The organism is Caulobacter sp. GW821-FHT12D05 (assembly GCF_058807295.1).
In genome coordinates this window covers 593,868-619,914 of record NZ_JBXAQO010000004.1, presented here as the reverse complement: position 1 = coordinate 619,914, position 26,047 = coordinate 593,868, and the positions used below count along the sequence as shown (strand labels likewise).

General features: G+C 67.7%; 26 protein-coding genes and 1 pseudogene. 16 read left to right on the top strand and 11 right to left on the bottom strand.

What is annotated here, in order from left to right:
• Nucleotides 1–86: 86 nt before the first annotated feature.
• From gshB to rdgB, 9 genes are all read right to left on the bottom strand, one after another.
• Nucleotides 87–1,040 (bottom strand): glutathione synthase, encoded by a 954-nt coding sequence (gshB, locus tag AC1RRR_RS21095; RefSeq protein WP_492815830.1) that lies wholly within the window; start codon nt 1,038–1,040, stop codon nt 87–89.
• A 177-nt stretch (nt 1,041–1,217) separates the two neighbouring features.
• Entirely contained in the window at nt 1,218–2,687 is a 1,470-nt protein-coding gene (locus tag AC1RRR_RS21090; RefSeq protein ID WP_492815829.1) for an OprO/OprP family phosphate-selective porin, read from the bottom strand.
• Between the two features lie 108 nt (nt 2,688–2,795).
• Entirely contained in the window at nt 2,796–3,794 is a 999-nt protein-coding gene (locus AC1RRR_RS21085) for an alpha/beta hydrolase (protein WP_492815828.1), read from the bottom strand.
• A 42-nt stretch (nt 3,795–3,836) separates the two neighbouring features.
• Nucleotides 3,837–5,657, bottom strand: coding sequence for a methyl-accepting chemotaxis protein (locus tag AC1RRR_RS21080; RefSeq protein ID WP_492815827.1), 1,821 nt, complete (start codon nt 5,655–5,657; stop codon nt 3,837–3,839).
• Between the two features lie 485 nt (nt 5,658–6,142).
• Nucleotides 6,143–6,958 (bottom strand): SirB1 family protein, encoded by an 816-nt coding sequence (locus AC1RRR_RS21075; protein ID WP_492815826.1) that lies wholly within the window; start codon nt 6,956–6,958, stop codon nt 6,143–6,145.
• A 2-nt stretch (nt 6,959–6,960) separates the two neighbouring features.
• On the bottom strand, nt 6,961–7,338 hold the full coding sequence (locus AC1RRR_RS21070; RefSeq protein ID WP_492815825.1) for a YraN family protein: 378 nt from the start codon (nt 7,336–7,338) through the stop codon (nt 6,961–6,963).
• The gene (rsmI, locus tag AC1RRR_RS21065) at nt 7,338–8,210 is read right to left on the bottom strand and encodes a 16S rRNA (cytidine(1402)-2'-O)-methyltransferase (RefSeq protein ID WP_492815824.1); all 873 of its coding nucleotides are present in this window, start codon (nt 8,208–8,210) and stop codon (nt 7,338–7,340) included. The genes AC1RRR_RS21070 and rsmI overlap by 1 nt, the downstream gene beginning before the upstream one ends.
• 36 nt (nt 8,211–8,246) lie before the next feature.
• Nucleotides 8,247–9,389: a radical SAM family heme chaperone HemW gene (hemW, locus tag AC1RRR_RS21060; protein WP_492815823.1), complete on the bottom strand. Its 1,143-nt coding sequence runs from the start codon at nt 9,387–9,389 to the stop codon at nt 8,247–8,249.
• Nucleotides 9,382–9,984 carry an RdgB/HAM1 family non-canonical purine NTP pyrophosphatase gene (gene rdgB, locus AC1RRR_RS21055; protein ID WP_492815822.1) on the bottom strand — a complete coding sequence of 201 codons (603 nt, stop codon included), beginning with the start codon at nt 9,982–9,984 and terminating at the stop codon, nt 9,382–9,384. Before rdgB ends, hemW begins: the two co-directional genes overlap by 8 nt.
• A 27-nt stretch (nt 9,985–10,011) precedes the next feature.
• Here rdgB and AC1RRR_RS21050 point away from each other — a divergent pair, with 27 nt between their 5' ends.
• From AC1RRR_RS21050 to AC1RRR_RS21030, 5 genes are all read left to right on the top strand, one after another.
• Nucleotides 10,012–10,617 carry a glutathione S-transferase N-terminal domain-containing protein gene (locus AC1RRR_RS21050; RefSeq protein WP_492815821.1) on the top strand — a complete coding sequence of 202 codons (606 nt, stop codon included), beginning with the start codon at nt 10,012–10,014 and terminating at the stop codon, nt 10,615–10,617.
• Between the two features lie 156 nt (nt 10,618–10,773).
• Entirely contained in the window at nt 10,774–10,890 is a 117-nt protein-coding gene (locus tag AC1RRR_RS21045; protein WP_295108901.1) for a hypothetical protein, read from the top strand.
• A 94-nt stretch (nt 10,891–10,984) separates the two neighbouring features.
• The gene (locus AC1RRR_RS21040) at nt 10,985–11,518 is read left to right on the top strand and encodes a DUF2975 domain-containing protein (RefSeq protein WP_291874712.1); all 534 of its coding nucleotides are present in this window, start codon (nt 10,985–10,987) and stop codon (nt 11,516–11,518) included.
• Between the two features lie 17 nt (nt 11,519–11,535).
• The gene (locus tag AC1RRR_RS21035) at nt 11,536–11,772 is read left to right on the top strand and encodes a helix-turn-helix domain-containing protein (protein WP_492815820.1); all 237 of its coding nucleotides are present in this window, start codon (nt 11,536–11,538) and stop codon (nt 11,770–11,772) included.
• Nucleotides 11,773–11,855: 83 nt separating this feature from the next.
• A complete protein-coding gene (locus AC1RRR_RS21030) occupies nt 11,856–12,176 on the top strand; it encodes a hypothetical protein (protein WP_492815819.1) in 321 nt (106 codons plus the stop codon).
• 20 nt (nt 12,177–12,196) lie between these two features.
• Here AC1RRR_RS21030 and AC1RRR_RS21025 read toward each other — a convergent pair whose 3' ends face one another.
• Together AC1RRR_RS21025 and rph are read right to left on the bottom strand one after the other, a co-directional pair.
• Nucleotides 12,197–13,174, bottom strand: coding sequence for a S1C family serine protease (locus AC1RRR_RS21025; protein ID WP_492815818.1), 978 nt, complete (start codon nt 13,172–13,174; stop codon nt 12,197–12,199).
• Nucleotides 13,175–13,242: 68 nt separating this feature from the next.
• Complete coding sequence (gene rph / locus AC1RRR_RS21020; RefSeq protein WP_492815817.1) at nt 13,243–13,959, bottom strand: ribonuclease PH; 717 nt, start codon at nt 13,957–13,959, stop codon at nt 13,243–13,245.
• Between the two features lie 113 nt (nt 13,960–14,072).
• On the opposite strand from rph, the gene hrcA reads away from it, so the two are divergent.
• The 11 genes and pseudogenes from hrcA to AC1RRR_RS20965 all read left to right on the top strand — a co-directional run bounded on the left by hrcA (nt 14,073) and on the right by AC1RRR_RS20965 (nt 26,040).
• On the top strand, nt 14,073–15,149 hold the full coding sequence (gene hrcA / locus AC1RRR_RS21015) for a heat-inducible transcriptional repressor HrcA (RefSeq protein ID WP_492815816.1): 1,077 nt from the start codon (nt 14,073–14,075) through the stop codon (nt 15,147–15,149).
• A 12-nt stretch (nt 15,150–15,161) separates the two neighbouring features.
• The gene (grpE, locus tag AC1RRR_RS21010) at nt 15,162–15,788 is read left to right on the top strand and encodes a nucleotide exchange factor GrpE (protein WP_492815815.1); all 627 of its coding nucleotides are present in this window, start codon (nt 15,162–15,164) and stop codon (nt 15,786–15,788) included.
• Nucleotides 15,789–15,998: 210 nt separating this feature from the next.
• Entirely contained in the window at nt 15,999–17,117 is a 1,119-nt protein-coding gene (gene dnaN / locus AC1RRR_RS21005; RefSeq protein ID WP_492815814.1) for a DNA polymerase III subunit beta, read from the top strand.
• Between the two features lie 65 nt (nt 17,118–17,182).
• Nucleotides 17,183–19,117 (top strand): S9 family peptidase, encoded by a 1,935-nt coding sequence (locus AC1RRR_RS21000; protein ID WP_492815813.1) that lies wholly within the window; start codon nt 17,183–17,185, stop codon nt 19,115–19,117.
• A 25-nt stretch (nt 19,118–19,142) separates the two neighbouring features.
• Nucleotides 19,143–19,430 carry an ArsR/SmtB family transcription factor gene (locus tag AC1RRR_RS20995; protein ID WP_454713683.1) on the top strand — a complete coding sequence of 96 codons (288 nt, stop codon included), beginning with the start codon at nt 19,143–19,145 and terminating at the stop codon, nt 19,428–19,430.
• Nucleotides 19,431–19,506: 76 nt separating this feature from the next.
• The gene (locus AC1RRR_RS20990; RefSeq protein ID WP_492815812.1) at nt 19,507–19,878 is read left to right on the top strand and encodes a VOC family protein; all 372 of its coding nucleotides are present in this window, start codon (nt 19,507–19,509) and stop codon (nt 19,876–19,878) included.
• Nucleotides 19,879–19,962: 84 nt separating this feature from the next.
• Nucleotides 19,963–20,118 (top strand): hypothetical protein, encoded by a 156-nt coding sequence (locus tag AC1RRR_RS20985; protein ID WP_492815811.1) that lies wholly within the window; start codon nt 19,963–19,965, stop codon nt 20,116–20,118.
• A gap of 43 nt (nt 20,119–20,161) precedes the next feature.
• Nucleotides 20,162–21,325, top strand: coding sequence for a DNA replication/repair protein RecF (recF, locus tag AC1RRR_RS20980; protein ID WP_492815810.1), 1,164 nt, complete (start codon nt 20,162–20,164; stop codon nt 21,323–21,325).
• A complete protein-coding gene (gene gyrB / locus AC1RRR_RS20975; protein WP_492815809.1) occupies nt 21,322–23,784 on the top strand; it encodes a DNA topoisomerase (ATP-hydrolyzing) subunit B in 2,463 nt (820 codons plus the stop codon). Before recF ends, gyrB begins: the two co-directional genes overlap by 4 nt.
• Before the next feature lie 121 nt (nt 23,785–23,905).
• Nucleotides 23,906–25,067: pseudogene (locus AC1RRR_RS20970) on the top strand (PDC sensor domain-containing protein).
• A 373-nt stretch (nt 25,068–25,440) separates the two neighbouring features.
• A complete protein-coding gene (locus AC1RRR_RS20965) occupies nt 25,441–26,040 on the top strand; it encodes a hypothetical protein (protein WP_492815808.1) in 600 nt (199 codons plus the stop codon).
• The last annotated feature ends 7 nt before the right edge of the window (nt 26,041–26,047 follow it).

The following is a 26,047-nucleotide window of genomic DNA, read 5'->3' as shown; positions in this document are numbered from 1 at the left end:
CTTTATCCACAAGTCACAGCATAGCTTGCGAAATGGAGCAAGAACGAAAAACGAACGTTTCGCGAAACGTCCGTCTTTCCGCAGAGTTACCCACCGTTGCGGCGAATGTCCTCGATACGATCCCAGAGTACGGCCGCGGCGTTGATACCGGTAAAACGCTTCAGCTGTTGTGCGCCGGTGGGCGACGTAACGTTGATCTCGGTCAAGTACTCGCCAATGACGTCGATGCCGACAAAGATCAGTCCACGGCGCTTGAGCTCGGGGCCGATGATCTTGCACAGCTCCATGTCGCGGGCGGTCAGGGACACGGCCTCGGCGCGGCCGCCGACCCGTAGGTTCGAGCGCACCTGGCCGGCGGCCGGCACCCGGTTGATGGCGCCCACGGGCTCGCCGTCGACCAGCAGGACGCGCTTGTCGCCCTTGCTGACGGCCGGCACGAACTTCTGGGCGATGACCTGCTCGCGGCCGATCATGGCGTGCAGCTCTAGCAGGGCGTCCAGGTTGGGATCGTCCGCCAGCAGACGGGCCACGCCCGAGCCGCCGCCGCCATAGAGGGGCTTCAGGACAATATCGCCGTGGCGGGCGCGGAAGTCGTAGATCGCCTCGTGATCGCTGGTGATCAGGGTCGGAGGCTGCACGCCCGGGAAGTCGGTGACGAACAGCTTTTCCGGCGCGTTGCGCACCTCGGTCGGGTTGTTCACGACCAGGGTGTGGGGGTGGATCTTGTCCAGGAAGTGGGTGGCCGTGATGTAGGCCATGTCGAACGGCGGATCCTGGCGCATCAGGACGACGTCGATGTCGTCCTTCATGTCGATGACCTGGACCTCGCCCAGCTTGGCGTGAGCGCCCTTCTCGGCGAACACCTCCAGCGACTGGGCGCGGGCGAACACCCGGCCGTCTTCCTGCGACAGCTTGTCGGGCGTGTAGAACCACAGCTTGTGGCCGCGCTGCTGCGCCTCCAGCATCATCAGGAAGGTCGTGTCGGTGTCGATGTTGATCCCCAGCACGGGGTCCATCTGGACGGCGACTCTCAGCGACATGGGGGCGATCCTTCGGCGTGTCTGTGCGCCGTCTAGTTAAGGCGATTTCCGGCGATTGCGAGGGCAGATAAGGCGGCGCCCGCCCCGAGGGATGGGGCGGGCGCCTGTACGCGACGAAAAGAGAGGGCGGCGGGTGGGGTGACCGCCCCCTCCTTCGGGGAGGAAACGCGTGTCCGGTTAGAACGCGATTTCGCCGCGAACGCTGAGGCTGTCGCCCGTGTCCAGGCCCTTGAACGAGCCGACCTTGTTCTGGGTCTTCCAGTGCACGAAGTTGGTCATCACCCGCGCCCAGTCGTTCAGGTACCAGTTCAGGCCGACCGTATAGGCGTCGCCCTCGCCGCCGTTGGCGACGTTGGTGAAGTCGATCTTGTCGTAGCGCGTGGCGATCTCGAACGCGCCCGTGCCGCCGCTGGTGACGGGGTGGTTGACCTTCACGCCGCTCCAGATGCCCGAGCGGGTCGAGAAGCCGGGGCGCTCGCCGGTCAGCAGGTAGCCGGCGTAAACCGAGCGGGCCTTCTGCTTCACGTTCGGGCCGACCTGCAGGCTGATGTCGCGCGTGCCTTGCTCGCCGAACACCCAGAACGAGCGATAGGTCCCGCCCAGCTCGAAGCCGTAGCCGTTGTCATGCTCGGGATTGGCCAGCGAGCTGGCCGAGACCTTCAGATTGTCGTTGAAGCCCGGGCCGATATAGCTGGTCTTGTTGATCGTCGCCGTGGCCGGCGCCAGGTCTTCCGAGAAGCCCCAGACGCCCAGGTGGACGAAGCCGTCCTTGGTCTTGACCGGGTTCCAGTGGGCGCGGCCGGCCAGGGTCAGCGGGCTGCGGTTGTCGCCGACCTGGCCGATCGGGCCGCCGGTCAGCGAGACGCTGGCGTGCCAGTTGCCGCCATAGATCTTGGCCATGGCGCCCAGGCCGAAGAAGCCCTTCTGCGGGGCGGCCACGTTGGCCACCACGTTGCGCTCCATGAACGGCAGCGACACGCCCGAGGTCGAGCCGTCGATCGTGCGGTCGTTCAGCTTGTTGCCCAGGTAGTACTCGACCACGTGGCCGGCGATGCTGCTGTCGTAGGAGATGTAGACCTCCTTCAGCGACACCACCTCGTCGGCGAAGTCGGCTTCGATCTTGTAGCCCAGCTTGCCCATCATGCCCTCGGCGCCCAGGCGGACCGCCGGCGCTTCGGTGCCGCTGATGTTGCGGGCGTCGAAGTTGGAGCCGCGGGTCGTCGAGGCGTCGATCTGGACGCGGCCGCGCGGGTGGAAGGTGAAGAAGCCGTTCGAGCTGACGAACTCGGGACCGCCGTCGGCCCACTTCACCTTCAGCGTATCCTGCTGGGCGTCCTGCAGCTGGACGATCTGGGCCTGGGCGGCCTGCAGCTCGGCGGCCGTGGTCTCCAGGGCCTGGGTGTTGGCCTGGACGGCGGCTTGGGTTTCAGCCGGGACGGCCGGCGCGCTGGCCTTGGCCTCGACGGCCGACAGGCGCTGTTCCAGGGCCTCGATCTTGGCCTGCTGGTCCTTGACCAGCTGGATCAGGGCGGCGTTGGCGTCGGCCTTCTTGGCCGGAGCGGCCGAGGCGACGCCGCCGACGCCGATGCTGAGCGCCAGGGCGCTGATGGTCACGGCCAGGCCGGTCTTGAAGCTACGCTTAGGCATGAGTTTTCCCTTCGCGCCGGGCAGCCCCCCTGGGCCCGCCGGTGCGCGTTCTTCTGGATTGATGATTTCGGGTTTGGAGGCGGGGGCTGTTGGACCAGCCCGCTCGGTTTAGTCCGTGGAGGCGGCGCGGGCCGCGATGGCCTTGCCGCCGAAGAAGCCGTGCGACTTGGCCCAGTTGGCGAACAGGGCGGGCCAGCCGGAGGTCGGACCGCCGGGGACGCCCATGTTGAAGCTGTGGCCGCCCTGCTCGAAGACGTGCAGCTCGGCCGGGGCCTTGGCCGCCCGCAGCGCGCCGAACATGATTAGGCTGTTGTCGATGGCCGAGATGTTGTCGTCGACGCACTGGGCCAGGAAGGTCGGCGGGGTCTTGTTGCTGACGTGGGTCTCGACCGACATGGCCGCGCTCTCTTCGGGCGTCGGCTTCTCGCCGGCCATCATGCGGCGGGTCTGGGTGTTGTCGAACGGCGGCTTGACCGTGATGACCGGGTAGATCAGGCCGGCGAAGTCCGGACGGGCCGAGACCTTATCGGCGGCGTCGATCGGGGCGTAGAAGGCCTCGTCCGAACGGCTGGAGATCATGCCGACCAAGTGGCCGCCGGCCGAGGCGCCGACCGCGCCGATCTTGGCCGGATCCACCGCGAACTCGGCGGCGCGGGCGCGCACCACACGGACGGCGCGCTGCATGTCCTGCAGCGGAGCCTGCGGAGCCCAGCCGTCGACCGGCATGCGGTAATAGAGGACGAAGGCCGTGACCCCCATCATGTTCAGCCAGCGGGCCATGGCCTCGCTGGTGGCGCGGATGTTGATGCGGCGATAGCCGCCGCCGGCCACGACGATCACGGCGGTGCCGTTCGGCTTGGCGGCGCGGAAGACGCGCAGGCGGGGCTGGCTGACATTGGTCACCGAGCCGTCGTGCGAGCCGTCCTGCAGGACGATCTCGGCGCCGCCCTTGCCCTTGCCGGCGGCCGGCATGGCGCCGTTCCACAGGTCGATGACTTCGGGTTCGGTTGGCGGGGTAGCCGGTGCGGGGGTCTGGGCGGCGGCGACGCCGGCGGTCGAGGCGACAAGCGCCGCGCCGCCGAGCAGGGCTCTGCGATCGAGTTGCATGGGAGGTCTCTGAGCAGTGGGGAGGAGGAGGGGAGAGCGCCGCTAGGCGGCGCGTTGACCGGGCCGTGACACGCTCGTCCGCGATGCTGCGGGTGGCGCGTCGCCGACCTGGAACTGGTTCATCAGGCGGGAAAGGTCCTCTGCCTCGCGGGCCAGGGCGTGGCTGGCGGCCGTGCTTTCCTCGACCATGGCGGCGTTCTGCTGGGTCACCTGGTCCATCTGGTTCACGGCGACATTGACCTGCTGCAGGCTGGACGCCTGTTCCTGGGCCGAGGCGGCGATCTCGGCGACCAGGGTGTTGACCTCCAGCACCTGCTTGACGATCCGCTGGAGCGCCTCGCCGGTCCGGCCGACCAGGGCGACGCCCGCGCCGACCTGCTGCGAGGACTCGCCGATCAGGGCCTTGATCTCCTTGGCCGCTTCGGCGGAACGCTGAGCGAGGGCGCGGACTTCCTGGGCCACGACCGCGAAGCCCTTGCCGGCCTCGCCCGCGCGGGCGGCCTCGACGCCGGCGTTAAGCGCCAAGAGGTTGGTCTGGAAGGCGATCTCGTCGATCACCCCGATGATCTGGGCGATCTGGGTCGAGGAGCCTTCGATCTGGGTCATGGCGGCCACCGCCTGCGCGGCGATCGTGCCGCCCTGTTCGGCGTCAGTCTTGGCGGCCGAGACGATCTGGCGGGCGTGCAGGGCGCCCTCGGCGGTGCGCTTGACCGTGGCGGTGATCTCTTCCAGCGCGGCGGCGGTCTCCTCCAGGCTGGCGGCCTGCTGCTCGGTGCGCTTGGACAGGTCGTCGGAGGCCTGGCTGATCTCGTGGCTGCCCGACTTGATGCCGCTGGTATTGCCCGAGATCACCGACATGGCCTGGCGCAGGCGGGCGATGGCGGCGTTGAAGTCGTCCTTCAGTTGGCGATAGTCGTCCGCGAACGGGGCCTCGATCCGGTGGGTCAGGTCGCCCTCGGCCAGGCGCGACAGGCCGCCGGCCAGCTGCTCGACCACCATCGCCTGTTCGCGGGCGGCTTCGGCGCGGGCCGCTTCATTGCGGGCGCGTTCTGCCTCCACGTGGCGGCGGGTCTCCGCCGCTTCGGCTTCCATCCGCACCTTCTCGATGGCGGCGTCCTTGAAGGTCAGGACGGCATTGGCCATCAAGCCGACCTCGTCGCGGCGCGCGGTGTCCGGGACCTCGACGGCGTGGTCGCCCTGGGCCAGGCGGGTCATGGCGGCGGTCATGCCCAGGATCGGGCGGGCGATGACGCGCGACAGCATCCAGGCCATGCCGATGGCGATCAGGATCGCCGCCGCGCCGCCGATCGCCAGGGCCCAGGTCGCGCTGGCCAGGGCTTCGTCGCGTTCGGCCAGGCGGATGGCCGAGCGCTTGTCGGCGGCCTCGTTGATTTCGCGTTGCAGGGCGCGGATGCGGTCCAGGCCGCCGCGGCCGATCATGGCCAGGGCCTGCGGCCGGGTGGCCGGGTCGCGGGCCAGGGCGATCTGGCGGTCGGCGCGCGTGGTGCGCCATTCGTGGGCCAGTTCCGCCAGACGCTTTCCACGAGCGATCTGGTCGGCGCGGGTGCTGCGGCTGATGAAGGTGTCGACGTCGCGGTCGAAGGCCTTGGCGCTGTCGCGATAGGCGCGGACGAACCGCTCGTCGCCGGTCACCAGGAAGCCGCGCACGGCCGACTGCTGCTCCAGGATCAGGGTCTCGGTGTGGGCCGCGTACTTGGCCAGCTTGAAGCTGCGCTCCACGGCGACGGCGTTGTCGCGGATCACGCCCAGGCTGACGAACACGATCGTGCTGGCGACGGCGAACGCCCCGATCAAGGCGACGAACGCCAGGACGATCTTCCCGGTGATTTTCAAGCGCAGCATGACGCCCCCATAGCGTTGAACGACCGAGGTCGAGCAAGTGCAGTCGAGGTTTCGTTTAAGCTGTACCTTATTACCTATTGGTTACTCGAAAAGTCATCAAAAGTAATGTCTAAGATGGATGAAAATATAGTCGCGACAATAGGTATCGCATCCGCAAGATAAATCATGCGGATGTTCATAATTTTCTCTGTGTGGATGCTGCGCCAATTCTGTTCGTGGATCGCTGGGCGACCCGTGTCGGCGTTGGGCGAAATCCAACACGGACGCGGCGGATCGCAAACGTTTCGCGTGGAAATCGGTCAGTGCATTGATATTGCTAGATTAAACGAAATTTCGACGCGTCCGGCGCGCGAATTTCGCGCGGCGAGCCGCCTGCCGAAAGGGCGTTTTGTGCGGAAAGCCGCTCAGGTGCGGCTCAATCTGCGTCGAAATGATTCGATCTGCGGTTCTTCGTGCCTCGTTCGGCGTTGAAGAGCAGCTTTTTGTCAGTTGAGGCGTAGGCGCATTCGCTCACGCGCGGCGCGGGCCGCGATCGCGGCGCCGCCATCGAGCGTTTGGGCGCGCGAGAGCGCCTGCAAGGCGCCGGCAAGCGCGCCCTGGCCCTCGCGTGCGGCGGCGACGTCCAGCCAGGGGCGGTGGTCGTTGGGGTTCAGCAGGGCGCGACGCAGGGCCGAGCGCTCGGCGCGGACCCAGTCCTTGGCCTGCTGGGCGCGGGCGAAGATGTTGTTCTGCAGGCGGATCAGCACGGCGCGGTCCGAGATCGGCGCCATCAGCAGTTCCAGCCGCGAGGCGACATCGGGCATCAGGCCGGTGCGCAGGGCCCGGCGCGACAGCTCCGACGGCAGCACCACCCGGCCCTCGCTGAACGGGTCCAGGGCCAGCGGCCCTTCCTCGGTCTCGATGCGCAGCAGGAAGTGGCCGGGGAAGTCGACGCCGTGCAGCTCCAGCCCCACCTGGCGGGCGGCGTGCAGGTAGAAGACGCCCAGCGCCACCGGCAGGCCCTTGCGGCGCTCGGCGATGGCGATGACGTCGGCATTGTCGGGGTGGTCGTAGGTCAGGACGTCGCCGGTCAGGCGCAGGTCGCCGGCCAGGGTCTCGGCCACGGCCTCCTCGGGCGACTCGGCCTCAGCCCGGCGGCGCAGGCGGTCGACGGCGTCCTTGGCCAGGTTGATGGCCGGGGTGGTGTCGCGACTGGGATCGTCATGGACGGCGCAGGCCAGGGCCGCCTCGAACAGCGGGAAGTCCTGGTCGGTCCCTTCGCCGGCCTTGGTCAGGATCTCTTCGGCGTCCTCGCGCGTCATGCTCAGACTCCTTGCCAGGCGTCGGGCAGGTGGCGCGGCGCGCGGCCGGGGGCCAGGGCGATCAGGTCCAGGCGCACGAGAAGGTCGCGCAGGCTGGCGCGGTGCGCGCTGACATGGGCGGCGGCGCGGCGCAGGCGCTCGCGCTGGGTGGGCGTCACGGCGTCCAGGGCGTCCTCGATCGTCGTCCTTTGCTTGACCTCCACAACGGCCAGCACCTTGCCGCGTTGCGCCAGGAGGTCGATTTCGCCCAGCGGGGTGGCCAGGCGGAAACCCAGGATGCGATAGCCCTTCAGCATGAGCCAGAGCGCCGCCCAGACCTCGGCCCGGCGACCGAGCTTGCGCGCCGCCGCGCCCCGAGCCTGGCGGACGCCGGCCGCCATCAGGCCTGTTCCTTCAAGGCCAGGGCCTGACGGTAGAGGTCCTTGCGCGACAGGCCCAGGGCCTTGGCGACCTCCGAGGCGGCCTCGCCAAGGGGCAGGCGGGCCATGGCTTCGCGCAGGGCGGCCTCGGCGTCGTCGACGGTGGCGACCTTCTCCGAGCCCGGACCGACCAGGATGACGATCTCGCCCTTGGGGGCCTCGAAGCGCGGGTCGACGGCCAGCTCGGCCAAGGGGCCGCGAATGCAGGTCTCGTAGAGCTTGGTCAGTTCACGGCACACCGCCGCCTGGCGGGTTCCGCCGAACACGGCGGCCATGTCGGCCAGGCAGTCATCCACCCGCGAGGCGCCTTCGTAGAAGATCAGGGTGGCGCGGGTGTTGGCGAATTCCTCGAAGAAGGTCCGGCGCGCGGCGCTCTTGGGCGGCGGGAAGCCGGCGAACAGGAAACGATCGGTCGGCAGGCCGGCCAAGGTGAGCGCCGCGAGCGCGGCGGAAGCGCCGGGGATCGGGATCACCGGATGGCCGGCGGCGATGGCTTCCTTGGCCAGGCGGTAGCCGGGGTCGGAGACCATCGGCGTGCCGGCGTCCGACACCAGGGCCACGCGCTCGCCAGCCTCCAGCCGCTCCAGGATGCCGGGGATGGCCCGCTCGGCCACGTGTTCGTCGTGGCGCTCCAGCTTGGTCTTGATGCCATAGGCCGACAGCAGCTTGCCGGTGACGCGGGTGTCCTCGGCCAGCAGCACGTCGCAGGCGGCCAGCACGTCCAGCGCCCGCAGGGTGATGTCGCGCAGATTGCCGATCGGCGTCGCCACCAGATAGAGGCCGGGCGCCAGGGGCGCATCGGACAGGGCTGGCGGGGGAAGCTGGCGGCTCAACGTATGGATGTCCTTCGTGCTCGGAAAGAAGGCATATCAGGTCGCGAGCGTTCCTGTCAGCCGGTCCAGGACCAGGCGGCCCGCGCGAGTGGCGCGCAAACGATTGGCGTCGTCAACTAGGAGCCCCGCCTCCACCAGATCGCGCACCTTGAGCAGATCCGGGGTCAGGCCAAGCGGCGCCATCTCGTCGAATCGCACCCCGTCGTCGATGCGCAGGCCCAGGACCAGGCGCTCCTCGGCGGCTTCTTCGGGGTTCAGGATCTCGCGTTCGAAGCCGACGCCGGTCTCGGTCACGGCGGCGATGTAGTCCTTGATGGCGCGATGGGCGACGGTCGCCGCGCGGCCTTCGGGCAGGGCGAGACGACCGTGGGCGCCGGGGCCGACGCCGACATAGTCGACGCCCCGCCAGTAGACGAGATTGTGCCGCGAGCGGGCGGCGTCGCCCTTGGCATGGTTGGAGACCTCGTAGGCGTCGAAGCCGGCGGCCTCGAGCAGTTCCTGGGTGGTCTCGAACAGGGTCGCGGCCAGGTCCTCGTCGGGCACGACCAGGGTCCCTCGTCCGACCGCGCGGTCGAAGGCGGTGCCGTGCTCGATGGTCAGCTGGTAGGGCGAGACGTGCTCGGGGCCCAGGGCGATGGCTTCGGTCAGCTCGGCGCGCCAGGCCATGTCGGTCTGGCCGGGGCGGGCATAGATCAGGTCGATCGACAGGCGCGGGAAGGCCTTGGTGGCCGCCGTGATCGCCCGCCGGGCCGCGCCGGCGTCGTGGTTGCGACCCAGAGCCTTCAGGGACTCGTCGTCCAGCGCCTGGACGCCTAGTGACAGCCGCTGGATCCCCGCGTCGGCCAGGGCCTCGAAGCGGCCGGCCTCGGCGTCGGTGGGATTGGCTTCGAGGCTGATCTCCAGATCGGCGACGGGCGACCACAGGCGCTTGGCCGTCTCGATCACCCGCGCCACCTGGGCCGGATCCATCAGCGAAGGCGTGCCGCCGCCGAAGAAGATCGACAGCAACTTCCGCTCGCCCGTCAGTTCACGTTGAGCGATCAGGTCCGCGACGATGGCGTCGGCCAGCGCCGCCTGCTCGTCGGTCTTGCCCCGATCGCGCACGACGTTGAAGTCGCAATAGGGGCAGATGCGCGAGCAGTACGGCCAGTGGACGTAGACGCCGACAGGATCAGTCAAACAGCGCCGCCTTCAGCTTGGCGAAGGCGCGGGCGCGGTGGCTCATGGCGTCCTTGGCGGCCGGCTCCATCTCACCGAAGGTGGTGTCATGGCCCTCGGGCACGAAGATCGGATCGTAGCCGAAGCCTCGCGTGCCGCGACCGGGGAACACCAGGGTCCCGTCGACGCGGCCCTCGACCACCACGGCCGGACCGTTCGGCCAAGCGACGGCCAGGGCCGAGGTGAACCAGGCCGAATAGTCCTCGGTCCCGGTCGCCTCGATGCGCTCGGCGACCTTGTCCATGGCCATGGCGAAGTCCTTGCCCGGACCGGCCCAGCGGGCGGAATAGATGCCCGGCGCGCCGTCCAGCGCCTTGACCGACAGGCCGCTGTCGTCGGCGATGGCGGGCAGGCCGGCAAGATCGGCGGCGTGGCGGGCCTTCAACAGGGCGTTGCCGACGAAGGTGCTTTCGGTCTCGTCCGGCTCGGGCAGGCCCAGCTGGCCGGCGGTGACGATCTCGAAGCGACCGTCCAGCAGGGCGGTGATCTCAGGCACCTTGCCGGGATTATGGGTGGCGGCCACGAGCTTCGACCCCATTTCAAGCTTCAGCGCCATGTCACTACTCCCGGGGGAAATCACCTGATGCGGCTTCTTTACGCTCCAATTTCGCCGTTTGCCCGCAAGGTTCGTGTGCTGGCGCTCGAAAAAGGTCTGTTCGACCTGTTTTCCCTGGAGATCGCCATGCCGTTCCAGGACGAGACCCTTCGAGCTCAGAACCCGCTGTGCAAGGTGCCGGCCCTGATCCTGGAGGATGGCGAGGTCATCTTCGATTCCAGCGTCGTCGCCGACTATGTCGACGGCCTGGCCGAGCCCCGCCTGATCCCGATCGAGCAACCGGCCCGCCGCCGCGCCCTGACCTTGGAGGCCGCCGCCGACGGCATGGGCGACGCCTCGGTGCTGGTCGTGCGCGAGCGCATGCGGCCTGAGGAGGAGCACCGGCAGGACCTGTTCGAGCGCCAGCTGCGGGCGGTCAACGCGGCGCTGGATCTATTCGAGGCGGCGGTCGTGGACGGCGGGCTCTCGTCCGAGCGGTTCGAGATCGGCGAGATCGCCGTGGCGGTGCAGCTGGCCTATCAGGACGTGCGGCAAGTCAGTGACTGGCGCGCCGGCCGACCAGCGCTTTCGGCCTGGTTCGAGCGGGTCTCCAAACGGACCTCGATGGTGTCTACGCACGCCACTGTGACCTAAGGGCAACTGTTCCCAACCCGCGTGCATCATTACGGTAGTTTAATATCGTTTCTCGATAAACGAGATTGGCGGAACTCAAATCGCCGCCTATCTGTTGATTGTGGCGAGGGACCGAATGGCTCGGCCCCAACCACGTCGCTCAAACTGGAAAACAAGATGTCCGCCGCCCGCCTGTTCCGCATCGCCGACAAGGTCGTCATGACCGCCATTACCGCCGCTCTGATCGTGGCTGTTCCGGTGTCGGCCGTGGCGTTCGTGGTGCAGACGCTTTAAGGCGAGCCAAGAGTTTCCTGGGTTTTCAAGCCCGAGCTTTTGACGTCTCCTCGCGACGCGAGGCATGTTTGAGCGTCGCTGTTGGGGAGCAGCCATGCGCGCGTTGGGGCCAGGCTCCGTATCGAGTTTCCTGAAGATCATCCTCGACGTCATCTACGTCGGGCTGTGGATCTTCGTGAGCCTTCTGTCGCTGTTCACGCTGGTCGCCCTGCTGTTCAGCTTCAATCCAGAACTTCTCGCCTCGATGTTGCCGATCAGCGACGCCGTCGAGGCCATCAGCCGCAATGGCGCGCTGTTCGCCGGGGCCCTGGCGGCCTACGCCCTGCTGCTGGGCGGCTGGATGATCATCGTTGAGCGGCTGCGCAAGATCTTCGCCACCCTGACGGCCGGCGACCCCTTCCATCCTGACAATGTGGTGCGCCTGCGCCTGATCGGCCTGGTCCTGGCCGGCCTGGAAGTCGGGCGCTACGTCTTTTCGGGCATGGCCCGCTGGCTGGCCCCCAAGGCCAAGGTCATCGACGACAGCTTCACCCTGACCGCCTGGTTCTCGGTGCTGGTCGTCTTCGTCCTGGCCGAGGTCTTCCGCGAGGGCGCCCGCCTTCGTCGCGAAGCCGAACTCACGATCTGAACCGGAGCGCTTCCCGCATGCCTGTCCGCGTGAACCTCGACCGCGTGCTGCTGGAACGGCGCATGTCGCTGACCGAGCTGTCCGACCGCGTCGGCGTGACGATCGCCAACCTCTCGATCCTGAAGACCGGCAAGGCCCGCGCCGTCCGCTTCTCGACCCTGGACGCCTTGTGCCGCGAGCTGGAATGCCAGCCCGGCGATCTGCTGACCTTCGAATACGGCCCGGCGGACGCGGGCGACGAGCTCGACGGCTAAGTTCGGCTCACGATGAAACCGGCGAGACGTCGGGGCGTTTCAGCGGGGAGGCGGGGGCGCCTCGACATCCCAAGGAACACACATTGTCCGCCACTCGCATTGTCTTCGCTTCGATCGTCACCGTCGGCGCCCTGGCGGCGGCCGCCGCCTCCCAAGCCTCCAGCCCCGGCGCCTGGGCCGAGTTCGATCAGCGCGTCACCCGCAGCTGCGTCGCCGCCGCCGGCTACCGCAACGCCCGGCCCTCGCCGATCATCGGCTTCGACGATCGTGTCGGTAAGGTCGCGGTGCTGGTGTCCGACAAGTCGCGCGGCTCCAACAACGCCAAGCTCTGCCTGTACGACAAGGTCAAGCGGAAGGCCTATATCGACAACGCCGACGGCTGGGTCGCCCCGCCGCAGCGCTAAGCCGAGCCAGGAGCGGCGGCTTAGTTCAGCCGCCGCTTCTTCAGCAGGCTCGCGCGGTCCATCGAGCGGACCTCCAGCTCGAAGGCGTCGCCTTCACGCAGGATCTTCAGCGGCACGCTGACGCCGGCGTCGCCCAGGCTCCACAGGTGGTCATAGAACTCGGCGAGGTCGGAGACCGGCATGCCGTCGACCGCCAGGATCAGGTCGCCGGCCCGCAGCTCGGCGCGGGCGGCCGGGCCCTTGGGCGAGATGCCGACGATGACGACGTGGTTTTCCATCTCCTGGGCGAAGACGCCCAGCCAGGGACGCGGCGGATGCGGAGCCTTGCCGCGCGCCAGTTCGTCCAGGATCGGCGGCAACAGTTCGGCGGGCACGAACATGTTGATCGGCCGGGCCTGGCCCTCGTTGTCGCGGCCTTCCAGGGTCAGGGAGCCCAGGCCGACCAGGTCGCCCTTGGGGCCGATCAGGGCCGCGCCGCTCCAGTGCGGGTGGGCGGGGCCGGTGATGATGGCGTCGTCCAGCAGGTATTCCCAGTAGCCGGCGAAGGGCATGCGGGCCAGGACCTTGCCGGCCACGGCGTGGGCCCGGCCGCCAGCGCCAGCGGCGATGATCGGCGCGCCGACGTCCAGGTCCTTGGCACTGCCAATGGTCATGACCGGCAGGTCCAGCGGCTCGAGCGCCTGGACCAGGCCTAGGCCCGACCGGACGTCCAGGCCCAGCACGTGCGCGGGCACGCGGCGGCCGTCGTTGCGGGTGAGGGTGACTGCCTCGGCCTCGGTGATCAGATAGGCCATGGTCAAAACCAGGCCGCCGGGGCCGACGACCACGCCGTTGCCGACGCGCTCGGTGCCCAAGATGCCGGCGGTGTAGGCGTCGGCCGGGACCTGTGCCTCCAGCGCCACCATCGAGGCCAGCGCCTGGTCCAGGTCGAAGCGATACGCCTCGGCCGACGGGCGCAGGCGGGCTTCGACTTCATAGCCATCGAACGGGGTGGTCACGCGAAACTCCTATCTCAGAGTAGGAATCTGGGACCGTTACCCCGTTCGGACAAGTGCGGTCGGGTGGCTTAAGCGCCGATCGCCGCGCGTTGCAGCGCGAACAGCTCGCCGATGCCCTTTTCAGCCAGCGCATAGAGCGACTCGAACTCGGCGCGGGTGAAGCCGCGCTTTTCGCCGGTGGCCTGGATCTCGACGATGTCGCCGTCGCCGGTCAGGACAAAGTTGCTGTCGGCCTCGGCATTGCTGTCTTCCTCGTAGTCGAGGTCGAGCACCGGGACGTTGTTGAACACGCCGCACGAGACGGCCGCCACCTGGCCCAGGATCGGGTCGGTCTTCAGCACGCCTTCGTCCAGCAGGTACTTGGTAGCCAGGCGCAGGGCGACCCAGGCGCCGGTGATGGCGGCGGTGCGGGTGCCGCCGTCGGCCTGGACGACGTCGCAGTCCAGGGTGATCTGGCGCTCGCCCAGGGCCTTCAGGTCGACGACGGCGCGAAGGCTGCGGCCGATCAGGCGCTGGATCTCTTGCGTGCGGCCGGTCTGCTTGCCGGCGGCGGCCTCGCGGCGGCCGCGGCTGTGGGTGGCGCGGGGCAGCATGCCGTACTCGGCCGTGACCCAGCCGGCGCCCTTGTTGCGCATCCAGCCGGGGACGTTTTCCTCGACCGTGGCCGTGACCAGCACCTTGGTGTGGCCGAAGCTGATCAGGCACGAGCCTTCGGCGTAGCGGTTCACGCCGGTTTCCAGCGTGACGGCGCGCAGCTGGTCGGGGGCGCGTTCGGACGGACGCATGGGGAAACTCCGGCTATTTGAATGTCTGTGATGGCCGCTTATCCTATTGGGAGGCGAAGTCTAAGAGGCCGACGCCTTTTGTTCGCCGACCGGGTCCCAAACGACACGCCCATATGACGCATCTTTTTCCCGGTCCGATCGTCCGCACGCCAGGCCTCACCGAGCTGGACAGCCGCGCCCGCGACATTTTCCGGCGCGTGGTGGAGTCGTATCTCGAGACCGGCGATCCCGTCGGCTCGCGCACCCTGTCAAAGGCCGGCCTGGCTTTGTCGCCGGCCTCGATCCGCAACACCATGCAGGACCTGGCGCAGCTGGGCCTGCTGGACGCGCCGCACACCAGCGCCGGGCGCATGCCCACCCATGCCGGCCTGCGGATGTTCGTCGACGGCCTGCTGGAGGTCGGCGATGTCGCCGAGGACGACAAGCGGGCCATCGAGGCGCGGCTGGCCGTGAAGGGTCGCTCGTTCGAGGAGGCGCTGTCGGAAGCCTCGTCCGTGCTGTCGGGCCTGGCCGGCGGGGCCGGCATCGTCGTCACGCCGGTCCGCGAGGGCGGGGTCAAGCACGTGGAGTTCGTGCCCCTGGGCGGCGGCCAGGTGCTGGCGGTCATGGTGTTCGAGGACGGCCAGGTCGAGAATCGCCTGATGCGCCAGGCGCCGGGCGTCACGCCCTCGGCCCTGCAGGAGGCGTCGAACTTCCTCAACGCCCGCCTGCGCGGTCGCACGCTGTCCGAGACGCGGACCGAGATGGGCGGCGAGTTGGACATCGCCCGCCGGCAGCTGGACGAGACCGCCGCCCGCCTGGTCGAGGACGGCCTGGCCGCCTGGAGCGGCGGGGAGGGCGACGCCCGCTCGCTGATCGTGCGCGGACAGGCCAACCTGCTGGCCGACGCCAGGGCTCGCGAGGACATCGACCGCGTGCGCCAGCTGTTCGACGACCTGGAGCAGAAGGGTCAGCTGATCGGCCTGCTCGACGACGTTCGTGACGCCGAGGGCGTGCGCATCTATATCGGGGCCGAAACGCGCCTGTTTTCGCTTTCGGGTTCCTCGGTGATCGCGGCGCCCTATATGACGGGCCGACAGAAGGTGCTGGGGGCGATCGGCGTGATCGGTCCGGCGCGATTGAACTACGCCCGAGTCATTCCGTTGGTGGACTATACCGCCCGGGTGCTGGGGCGGATGATGGATGGATAAGGACTGTACGAGATGACCGACGAGCAAACGCCGGCCGAAGACGTCGCCTTCGAGGCTGATGACGCGTCGCAAGAGATCGAGGCGCTGAAGCTGGAAGTGGCCGCTCTGAAGGAGCAGGCCCTGCGCTACGCCGCCGAGGCCGAGAACACCAAGCGCCGCGCCGAGCGCGAGATGAACGACGCGCGCGCCTATGCGATCCAGAAGTTCGGCCGCGACCTCTTGGGCGTCGCCGACAACCTGTCGCGCGCCACCGCCCACAGCCCGCGTGAGTCAGCCGACCCGGCGGTGAAGAACTTCATCATCGGCGTCGAGATGACCGAGAAGGAGCTCACCAGCGCCTTCGAACGCAACGGCCTGAAGAAGATCGACCCGGCCAAGGGCGAAAAGTTCGACCCGCACCTGCACCAGGCCGTGACCGAACAGCCCTCGACCGAAGTCGCCGCCGGCGGCGTGGTCGCCGTGCTGCAGGCCGGTTACGAGCTGATGGGCCGCCTGGTGCGCCCGGCCATGGTCGCCGTGGCGGCCAAGGGTTCGACCGGTCCGGGCGGGCCCGAACAGGCCGGCGCCAGCGCCAATCCCTATGCCGGGGCAGGCTCGGACAATGACAGTTCGGGCGGGTCTTTCGACCAGAAGGCCTAGGCTCTGCGTGACCCTCGTCCTTCGACAAGCTCAGGATGAGGGTCATGGTTAGGGGCGTGCAGTCGAAAACCTCACCCTGAGCTTGTCGAAGGGCGGGGTTTTCGCTCCCCAGCCCCTTCCCCCGTTCGCGCATTGCGATAATGTCGGCGGTCCATTCTCAACGGGGGTAGCGGTCGATTCCATCGACCGACCGCGCGATCTGGACCGACTATGAAGCTTACCATCGAACGGGCGGCGCTCCTGAAGGCGCTGGGTCACGTGCAGAGCGTCGTCGAGCGCCGCAACACCATCCCGATTCTGTCGAACATCCTGCTGTCCGCCGAAGGCGACCGCCTGGCGTTCTCGGCGACCGATCTGGATATGGAGATCATCGACGAGGGCTTCGCCCAGATCGACGTCCCAGGCCAGATCACGGCCCCGGCCCACACCCTGTATGAGATCGTCCGCAAGCTGCCCGACGGCGCCGACGTCTCGCTGACCTTCAGCGGCGATGACCCCCGCCTGGTGATCCAGGCCGGCCGCTCGCGCTTCAACCTGCCGGTGCTGCCGGCTGGCGACTTCCCGGTGATGAGCAGCGACGGCCTGTCGGGCCGCATCGCGGTCGACACCAACGAGCTGATCCGCCTGATCGACAAGACCCGCTTCGCCATCTCGACCGAAGAGACCCGCTACTATCTGAACGGTCTCTATATCCACACGGTCAACGAGGGCGGCGAAGCCAAGCTGCGCGCCGTGGCCACCGACGGCCACCGTCTGGCCCTGGCCGAGATGCCGGCGCCGGAAGGCGCGGCCGGCCTGCCGGGCGTGATCGTGCCGCGCAAGACCATCGCCGAGGCCCGCCGCCTGATGGAATCGGCCGGTGAGACGGTCGACGTCCAGCTGTCGCCGCAGAAGGTGCGTTTCGAGTTCGGCGCGGCCGCCTTGACCTCCAAGGTCATCGACGGCGCTTTCCCGGACTATCTGCGGGTCATTCCGCGCGACAACGCCAAGATCCTGACCCTGGACAACGACCTGTTCGCCAAGGCCGTCGACCGCGTGGCCACCATTTCGGCCGAGAAGAGCCGTTCGGTGAAGCTGGCCGTCGAACCGGGCCGCATCACCCTGACCGTCCGCAACATGGAAGCCGGCCAGGCCGTCGAAGAGGTCGAGGTCGACTACGACGGCGAGCCCTTCGAAATCGGCTTCAACGCCCGCTACCTGCTGGACGTCTGCGGCCAGATCGCCGGTCCGCAGGCCGAGTTCCGCTTCGCCGACCCGGCCTCGCCCACCCTGGTGGTCGATCCGGTCGATCCGGGCGTGAAGTACGTGCTGATGCCGCTGCGGGTCTGATCCCGCGCGTTCGACAACGAGAAGCGGGCGCCTTGGGCGCCCGTTTTGCTTTCGGGGGTTCATCGATGAAGAAGCTGCTCGCCGCCTCGGCCGCCGTCCTGGCCCTCGCCGCCGCCGTTCCCGCGCTCGCCCAACAGGCCGTGGATCGCCGGGAGATGGGCAACCAGATCCTGGAAAACGTGCCGGTCGCGCCGCCCGCGATCCGTGAGAGCCTGTCGCGTTATCAGAACGCGCGCTCGGCGACGTTCGGCGACTGGGCGCCCGATGGCGGGGTGATCATCACCACGCGCTTTGGCAACACCAACCAGCTGCACACGGTGGCCGCGCCCGGCGCCGACCGCAGCCAAATCACCTTCTATGACGAGCCGGTCGGCGGCGCCCACACCCTGCCGGGCGGCCAGATTCTGTTCTCCAAGGACACCGGCGGCGACGAGTGGTTTCAGCTGTTCCTGCGCGGCCCCGACGGCAAGACCGTCCAGCTGACCGAAACCGGCACCCGCAACGGCTCGCCGGCCTGGTCCAAGGACGGCTCGGTCCTGGTCTGGTCGCGGTCGACCAAGGGCTCGGGCGATTCCGACGTCCTGATGCGCGATGCGTCTGGCCAGGCGAAGGTGATCTACAAGGGCCAGGGCCAGGTCTCGCCGCTGGCGGTGTCGGCCGACGGCAAGACGGTGCTCTTGGGCCGCTATTTCTCGATCTCGGAGTCCAAGCGCTGGCTGCTGGACGTCGCGACTGGCAAGCTGACCGAACTGAACCCGAGCAAGACCAAGATCGCCTACGCCGGCGGCAAGTTCACGCCGGACGGCCGCAGCGTGCTGCTGCTGTCGGACGAAGGCTCTGACTTCCAGCGCCTGACCCAGATCGACCTGGCCACCGGCGCGAAGGTTATCCTTTCGGGTGAGCGTCCCTGGGATGTCGAGGACTTCGCCCTGTCCGACGACGGCCGGATCCTGGCCTATGTCGTCAACGAGGACGGCTATTCGAAGCTGGTGGTGCAGGACTTCCGCACCCGCCGCGCCCTGCCGCAGCCGGAGCTGCCGCCCGGCGTGGTCAGCGACATCGCCTTCTCGCCGGACGGTTCGAAGCTGGGCTTCAGCCTGGCCACCCCGACCGCCGCCAGCGACGCCTGGAGCTGGGGCGTCACCGACGCCAAGCTGGAACGCTGGACGGCCTCGGAGCTGGGCGGCCTGGACGCCAAGGCCTTGGTCAGCCCGACGCTGGTCCGCTACCCCTCGTTCGACAAGCGCTCGATCCCGGCCTTCGTCTACAAGCCCAAGCTGGCCGCTGGCCAAAAGGCCCCCGTGATCATCGACATCCACGGCGGCCCGGAAGGCCAGTCGCGCCCGACCTTCAGCGCCCTGCACCAGCACACGGTGGCCGAGCTGGGCGCGGCGGTGATCGTCACCAACGTCCGCGGCTCGACCGGCTACGGCAAGACCTACCTCAATCTCGACAACGCCGAGAAGCGCGAGGACTCGGTCAAGGACATCGGCGCCCTGCTGGACTGGATCAAGACGCAGCCGGACCTCGATCCGTCGCGGGTCGTGGTCTACGGCCAGTCGTACGGCGGCTACATGTCGCTGGCGGTGATGACCCACTATTCCGACCGCCTGGCCGGCGGGATCGAGCGCTACGGCATCAGCAATTTCGTCTCGTTCCTGCAGAACACCGAGGCCTATCGCCGCGACCTGCGTCGCGTCGAATATGGCGACGAGCGTGACCCGAAGATGCTGAAGGCCTTCGAGACGATCTCGCCGATGAACAATGTGGGCAAGATCACCAAGCCGATGCTGGTCATGCAGGGCTGGAACGATCCCCGCGTGCCCAAGTCGGAGTCCGACCAGGTCGTCGCCAAGCTGCGTGGGCAAGGTATCGAGACCTGGTACGTTCAGTTCAAGGACGAAGGCCACGGCTTTCTGAAAAAGGCCAACAACGACCGCCGCCGCGAGGTCGAAACCCAGTTCCTGCAGAAGGTGCTGGGAATTTCCCTGGCGAAATAGAAGCTTAGCAGGCATGCTTAGCCGTATGGATAAGCATGCCGCCGCCCTCGACGACACCTTCCTGGCGCTGGCCGACCCCACGCGGCGGGCCATTCTGAGCCGGCTGGGCCAGGGTCCCGCCAGTGTCGGCGAACTGGCCGCGCCGCATGGCATGGCCCTGACCTCGTTCATGAAGCACCTGAAGATCCTGGAACGCTCCGGCTGGATCACCAGCGCCAAGGCCGGCCGCGTGCGGACCTGCGCGATCGTCACCGACCGCTTCGCCGATGTCGGCGCGTGGGTGTACGGCCACCGGTCGCTCTGGGAGCGATGACGCTTACGCAAGGGTCATATTGCGGAGGCTCATAAGGGCGCTAAGGTCCGTTTCATTAAGAAACGGGAGGCGGCTCATGGCCAAGGTGAACTATGTGACGGTCGGCTCGAACGACCTGGAGAAGGCCAAGGCCTTCTACGACGGCCTGCTGGGCTCGATCGGCTACAAGCCGCTGTTCGAGCACCCGTCGGGCGGCCGGCTCTATCGCGGCGAGGGCTGCATGTTCGGGGTGCTGGGTCCGTATGACGGCAATCCGGCCTGTATCGGCAACGGCATGATGGGCGGCTTCGCCTTCGACACGGTGGAAGAGGTCGACGCCTTCCACGCCAAGGCGATCGAGCTGGGCGGCAAGGATGAAGGCCAGCCGGGCGCGCGCATGCCCAAGGCCTATTTCGCCTATTTCCGTGATCTGGATGGCAACAAGCTCTGCGGCTACAAGATCGGCTGAGCCAGCGCGCTTTTCGCCCCGATCCGGGCCCTTTCCGGCCAAGATCGGGGCGCATCCCCGACGCTTCTGGACATGGAGGCGCGCATGCGCATCGCCTGGGAACGCGTCGCGACGGTGATGGTCAGTGTCGGACTCTGGACCGTGCTGCTGTTAGGCGGGCGGCACGCCCTGCACTTAGCTCGCGGTGAGTTCCACACCTTGGCGCATCTGGCGCTGAAGCGACGTAGCGGGTTCGCCTGAAGTCCGGGGGCTGCGCATCGCCGACGAAGTGCTATTAGGCGGCATGGCGTCGGCCGCTTTGCTTTCCCTGACCCTGACGGACTTCCGCTCGTACGAGCGCGCTCGCCTCGAGACCGAGGGGCGCAGCGTCTACCTGTTCGGGGCCAACGGGGCCGGCAAGACCAACCTCCTGGAAGCAATCAGCCTGCTGACTCCCGGCAAGGGCCTGCGCGGGGCCAGCATGGCCGAGGTCGGCCGCCGGATGCCCGGCGAGGCCGTGGGCCGGGCCTGGGCCGTCGCCGCCGAGGTCGAGAGTGGGGATGACGCCCCGATCCGCATCGGCACCGGCGTGGAGCAGGGCGGGGCCGCCCGTCGCACCGTCCGCATCGAGGGCGAGACTGTTTCTCCCGGACGTTTGGCCGACCATGTGCGACCGATCTGGCTGACCCCGGCCCAGGATCGGCTGTTCCTGGAGGCCGCCTCTGAGCGCCGGCGGTTCTTCGACCGCCTGGTGTTCGCCGGCGAACCGTCCCACGCCGCCAACGCCAACGCCTATGACAAGGCCCAGCGCGAGCGCATGCGCCTGCTGACCGACGCGGCCGAGGCCGGCGTCGCGCCCGACGCGACCTGGCTGAACGCCCTGGAGGCCCGCCTGGCCGAAAGCGGGGCCCTGATGTCCCAAGCCCGCGCCCGCACCCTTTCGGCCCTGCAGAGCGAGATCGACGGCCGCGGCGACCGGCCCTTCCCGCAGGCCCGCCTGACCCTGACCGGCGAATGGGAGAAAATGGCCCTGGACGGGGCGCCTTTCGCCGAAATCGAGGAACGGTTAGCCGCTGCGCTCAGTGTTGCGCGAGCCCGCGACGGGGCCGCCGGACGGGCTCTGACCGGCCCTCATCGCGGCGATCTGGCCATCTTCCATGTCGAGAAAGACCGTCCGGCGGCGGAATGCTCGACCGGAGAGCAAAAAGCGCTGATTTTGAACCTGGTTTTGGCCCAGGCGGCGCGACTTTCGCGTGCCGAATCCGCGCCGAATCCTGTAATATTGCTCGACGAAGTCGCCGCGCATCTCGACCTTACCCGTCGGGCCGCCTTGGCCGATGAACTCACGGCGCTCAAGCTCCAGGCCTTCCTCACCGGCACGGACGAGTCGCTGTTCGACCATCTCAAGGGTCGGGCATTAGGTGTTCGCGTGGGCGACGCCGGCCTGACCACCCTGGAAGACGAATGACCGAGAACACCGAAGACCAAGTTCCCGAAGTGTCGGCCGAGATGACCACCGAGGAAGCCGCCGCCCAGTACGGCGCGGACTCGATCAAGGTGCTGAAGGGCCTGGACGCCGTCCGCAAGCGCCCCGGCATGTACATCGGCGACACCGACGACGGTTCGGGCCTGCACCACATGGTCTACGAGGTGGTCGACAACGCTATCGACGAGGCCCTGGCCGGTCACGCCACCAAGGTCCAGGTGATCCTGAACGCCGACGGCTCGGTGACGGTCACCGACGACGGTCGCGGCATCCCCGTCGACATGCACGAGGGCGAAGGCGTCTCGGCGGCCGAGGTCATCATGACCCAGCTGCACGCCGGCGGTAAGTTCGACCAGAACAGCTACAAGGTCTCGGGCGGCCTGCACGGCGTGGGCGTCTCAGTCGTCAACGCCTTGTCGGACTGGCTGGAACTGCTGATCCACCGCAATGGCAAGGTCCACCAGATGCGCTTCGAGCGCGGCGACGCGGTGACCTCGCTGAAGGTCACGGGCGACTCGCCGGTGCGCGAGGAAGGCCCCAAGGCCGGCGAGACCCTGACCGGCACGGAAGTGACCTTCTATCCGTCGACGGACACCTTCGCGTTCATCGAATTCGACCGGAAGACCCTGGAGCACCGCCTGCGCGAGCTGGCGTTCCTGAACTCGGGCGTGACGATCTGGTTCAAGGATCACCGCGACGCCGAGCCGTGGGAAGAAAAGCTGTTCTATGAGGGCGGCATCGAGGCCTTCGTCCGCCACCTGGACAAGGCCAAGACCCCGCTGCTGAAGGCCCCGATCGCGGTGCGCGGCGTCAAGGACAAGGTCGAGATCGACCTGGCGATGTGGTGGAACGACAGCTACCACGAGCAGATGCTGTGCTTCACCAACAACATCCCGCAGCGGGATGGCGGCACGCACCTTTCGGCCTTCCGCGCGGCCCTGACCCGGATCATCACCGGCTATGCCGAGAGCTCGGGCATCATGAAGAAGGAAAAGGTCAATCTCGGCGGCGAAGACGCCCGGGAAGGCCTGACCTGCGTGCTGTCGGTCAAGGTGCCGGACCCCAAGTTCAGCTCGCAGACCAAGGACAAGCTGGTTTCGTCGGAAGTGCGTCCGGCCGTGGAAAACCTGGTCTCGGAAGGCCTGGCGACCTGGTTCGAGGAACATCCGAACGAAGCCAAGCAGATCGTCAGCAAGATCGCCGAGGCCGCCGCGGCCCGCGAAGCGGCCCGCAAGGCCCGCGAACTGACCCGTCGCAAGAGCGCCTTGGACATCACCAGCCTGCCCGGCAAGCTGGCCGACTGCTCGGAGCGCGATCCGGCGAAGTCCGAAATCTTCATCGTCGAGGGTGACTCGGCCGGCGGCTCGGCCAAGCAGGCCCGCAATCGCGACAACCAGGCCGTCCTGCCCCTGCGCGGCAAGATCCTGAACGTCGAGCGCGCCCGCTTCGACAAGATGCTGTCGTCGGACCAGATCGGCACGCTGATCACGGCCCTGGGGGCCGGCATCGGTCGCGACGACTTCAACCCGGACAAGGTGCGCTACCACAAGATCGTGCTGATGACCGACGCCGACGTCGACGGCGCCCACATCCGCACGCTGCTGCTGACCTTCTTCTACCGGCAGATGCCGCAACTGATCGAGCGCGGCTACATCTACATCGCCCAGCCGCCGCTCTACAAAGCCGCCAAGGGCAAGTCCTCGCGCTATCTGAAGGACGACACCGAGATGGACGCCTTCCTGGTGGACGAGGGCGTTGACGGGGCCGAGCTGGACCTGGTGTCGGGCGAGCGCATGACCGGTCAGGACCTGCTGGCCCTGGTGCAGCTGTGCCGTTCGGCCAAGGGCAATATCGACCGCCTGGCGGCCCGCGCGCCGGCCTCGGCCATCGAGCAGGCGGCCCTGGCCGGCCTGCTGGGCGAGACGCCGGACGCGACCGCCGCCGCCACGCGCCTGAACCTCTATAACGAGGAGGGCGACGGTCCCTGGTCGGGCGAGCGGGGCGACACCGGCTTCGTGTTCAGCCGTGTGCGTCGCGGCGTGTCCGAGCGCGTGGTGCTGGACGACGTGCTGCTGCACGCCGCCGACGCCCGCCGCCTGGCCGAGCGCGCCGTCAAGCTGGCCGAGATCTTCTCGGGCCGCGCCGTGTTCCGTCGCAAGGACAAGTCGACCACGGTCCGTGGCCCGCTCGACCTGGTCAACGCGGTGCTGGACGCCGGCCGGAAAGGCCTGACCATCCAGCGCTACAAGGGCCTGGGCGAGATGAACCCCGACCAGCTGTGGGAGACCACGCTGGACGTGGAGGCTCGCACCCTGCTGCAGGTGCGGGTGAATCATGCCGACGACGCCGACGATATGTTCAGCCGCCTGATGGGCGATCTGGTCGAGCCGCGCCGCGAGTTCATCCAGGAAAACGCCCTCGATGCCGAGGTCGACGTCTAGAACAGCGTTCTCTTCGCCGAAATCTTGAGCGCCGGGCGCCCGTTTTGCGGGCGTTCCGGCGCTTTTTCGTGTTTGAAGGGCCTTGCGGCTTGGGTGTGACCTGCGGCGTCATCGCGCGGCGATGACGAGGGCGTCATCTTGCGTGGATCGGGTCGATTCGCCCGAAAGTTTGCTTCGATCAGTTTTCGATCAGTTAGCGTGGGGGCGCGACAGGGATGGACCACGACGCCAGTCTCCGTCCGGAACGGATTCTCGACCTGTCGGAGCGGCTCTCCAGTGTCGCCGGCGAGAAGATCGGCGAGATCGCCCGGGTCAATCGCGCGGCCAAGATGTTGTCGATCAACGCCCTGATCGTCGCGGCCCGCGCGGGCGAGGCTGGCAAGGGCTTCGCCATCGTCGCCGAAGAGTTCAAGAAGATCTCGACCGAGATCGACGCGGTGGCCGCCGCCCTGGACAGCCAGGTGCGCGCCGACCTCGACGAGCTGTCGGCCATCGGCGGGGCCATTCTGGGCCACATGCGCGGCCAGCGCCTGGCCGATCTCGCTTTGAACGCCATCGAGATCGTCGACCGCAATCTCTATGAGCGCACCTGCGACGTGCGGTGGTGGGCTACGGACTCGGCGGTGGTCGCTTGCCTGGCCGACGACGATGCGGGCGCGACCCGCTACGCCAGCGAGCGCCTGGGCGTGATCCTGGACGCCTATACGGTCTATCTCGACCTGTGGATCTGCGACGCCAAGGGGCGGGTCGTCGCCAATGGACGGCCCGGCAAGTATCCGGGCGTGGTCGGCCAGTCGGTCGCCGACGCCAAGTGGTTCCGGGATGGCATGCGAACGTCTACCGGCGATGACTTCGTGGCCTGCGACATCGAGAAGAGCCGCGCGCTGGGTGACGCCCCGGTCGCCACCTACGCCACCGCCATTCGCGAGGGTGGCCAGGCCAAGGGCAAGGTGCTGGGCGTGCTAGGTGTTCACTTCGACTGGCGCCCTCAGGCCCAGGCTGTGGTCGACGGCGTGCGCCTGACGCCCGAGGAGCGCGAGCGCTCGCGCGTCATGCTGCTGGACCAGAAGGGCCGAGTATTGGCCTCGTCCGACAATCAAGGGGTGCTCAGCGAAGTCTTTCCGCTGGATGTATCGGGGGGATCGATGGGCAGCTATGCGGATGGCGACGTCACGGTCGGCTACGCCCTGACTCCGGGCTACGAAACCTATGCGGGCCTAGGCTGGTACGGGTGTTTGGTGCAGCGCCAGCAAGTCTCCGCAGCGACTTCCGTGGCCGCCTAATCCTATTTCCGTTGAGTCTTAACCAAGCCGACTGCGAATTAATCGAACTATTTGGTCGCCTATAGCGCGAAATCGACCAGATTCGCAGCATTAACCACGGATTCTACGTGAGCGGCGTTGCCATACGCTGCCGTACATGGTTTTTTAGGCCTAACCAAACCGCCGATAAAACTCTGCGTATGGCCCACGGCGGGGCAGGCTCGTCATATTTCAAGTCTATAAGTCCGGTTGCGTTGTCTTATTCGCGCGAAGATTGCGGCGATGTGTGATCTTCAAGAGACGCTCTCGCCGAGAAATCGACGAAAAAGCGTAATCCGGGCTAGAGCATTCGTTTACGTTGTCCTAAAGGGACCCCGTTCAATTGGAGGGAGCAATGGCTTCTAACCGCGTTCGCGCTATCGCCATTAGCCTGGCCGTTGCGCTCGCCCCGATCGGCGCTGGCGCCGTCTGGGCTCAAAACACTCAAACCGCGCCGACGGCTCAAACGCTGCAGGCGACCATCCAGCAAGCCGCTGCTTCGGCCGCTGCTCAGCCGGGCTTCGCCCGTCTGTCGGCTTCGGCCAAGCTGGCCGCCATCCAGGCCGCCGTCTCGAACGCTCTGGCCGCGTCCGGCGCTTCGCCGGCCGTGATCAGCGCCGCCCTGGTGCAAGCCGTCGCCAGCGGCACGGTCAGCGCCGGTGTGGCCATCCAGGTCGCCGCGGGCGTGTCGCCGGAAGCCGCTCAGGCTGTCGCCTCGGCTCCGGCCGTGACGCAGCAGCTGGCCCAGACCGGTCAATCGGCCACCGTCACGACGGCGGCGACCGATGGTGGTGGCGCGCCGAGCGTGCTGGTCAGCCTGCAAGGCGTGTCCTCGACGGCTCCGGTCGACGGTGGCGCGGCTGCTGGCGCTGGCGCTGGTGGCAACACCCAGACGAACCAACCCGCGCCGTACGATCCGTGCGCTGGCGTTGTCGCTGCCTACTGCGGCGGCTAAGTGAACT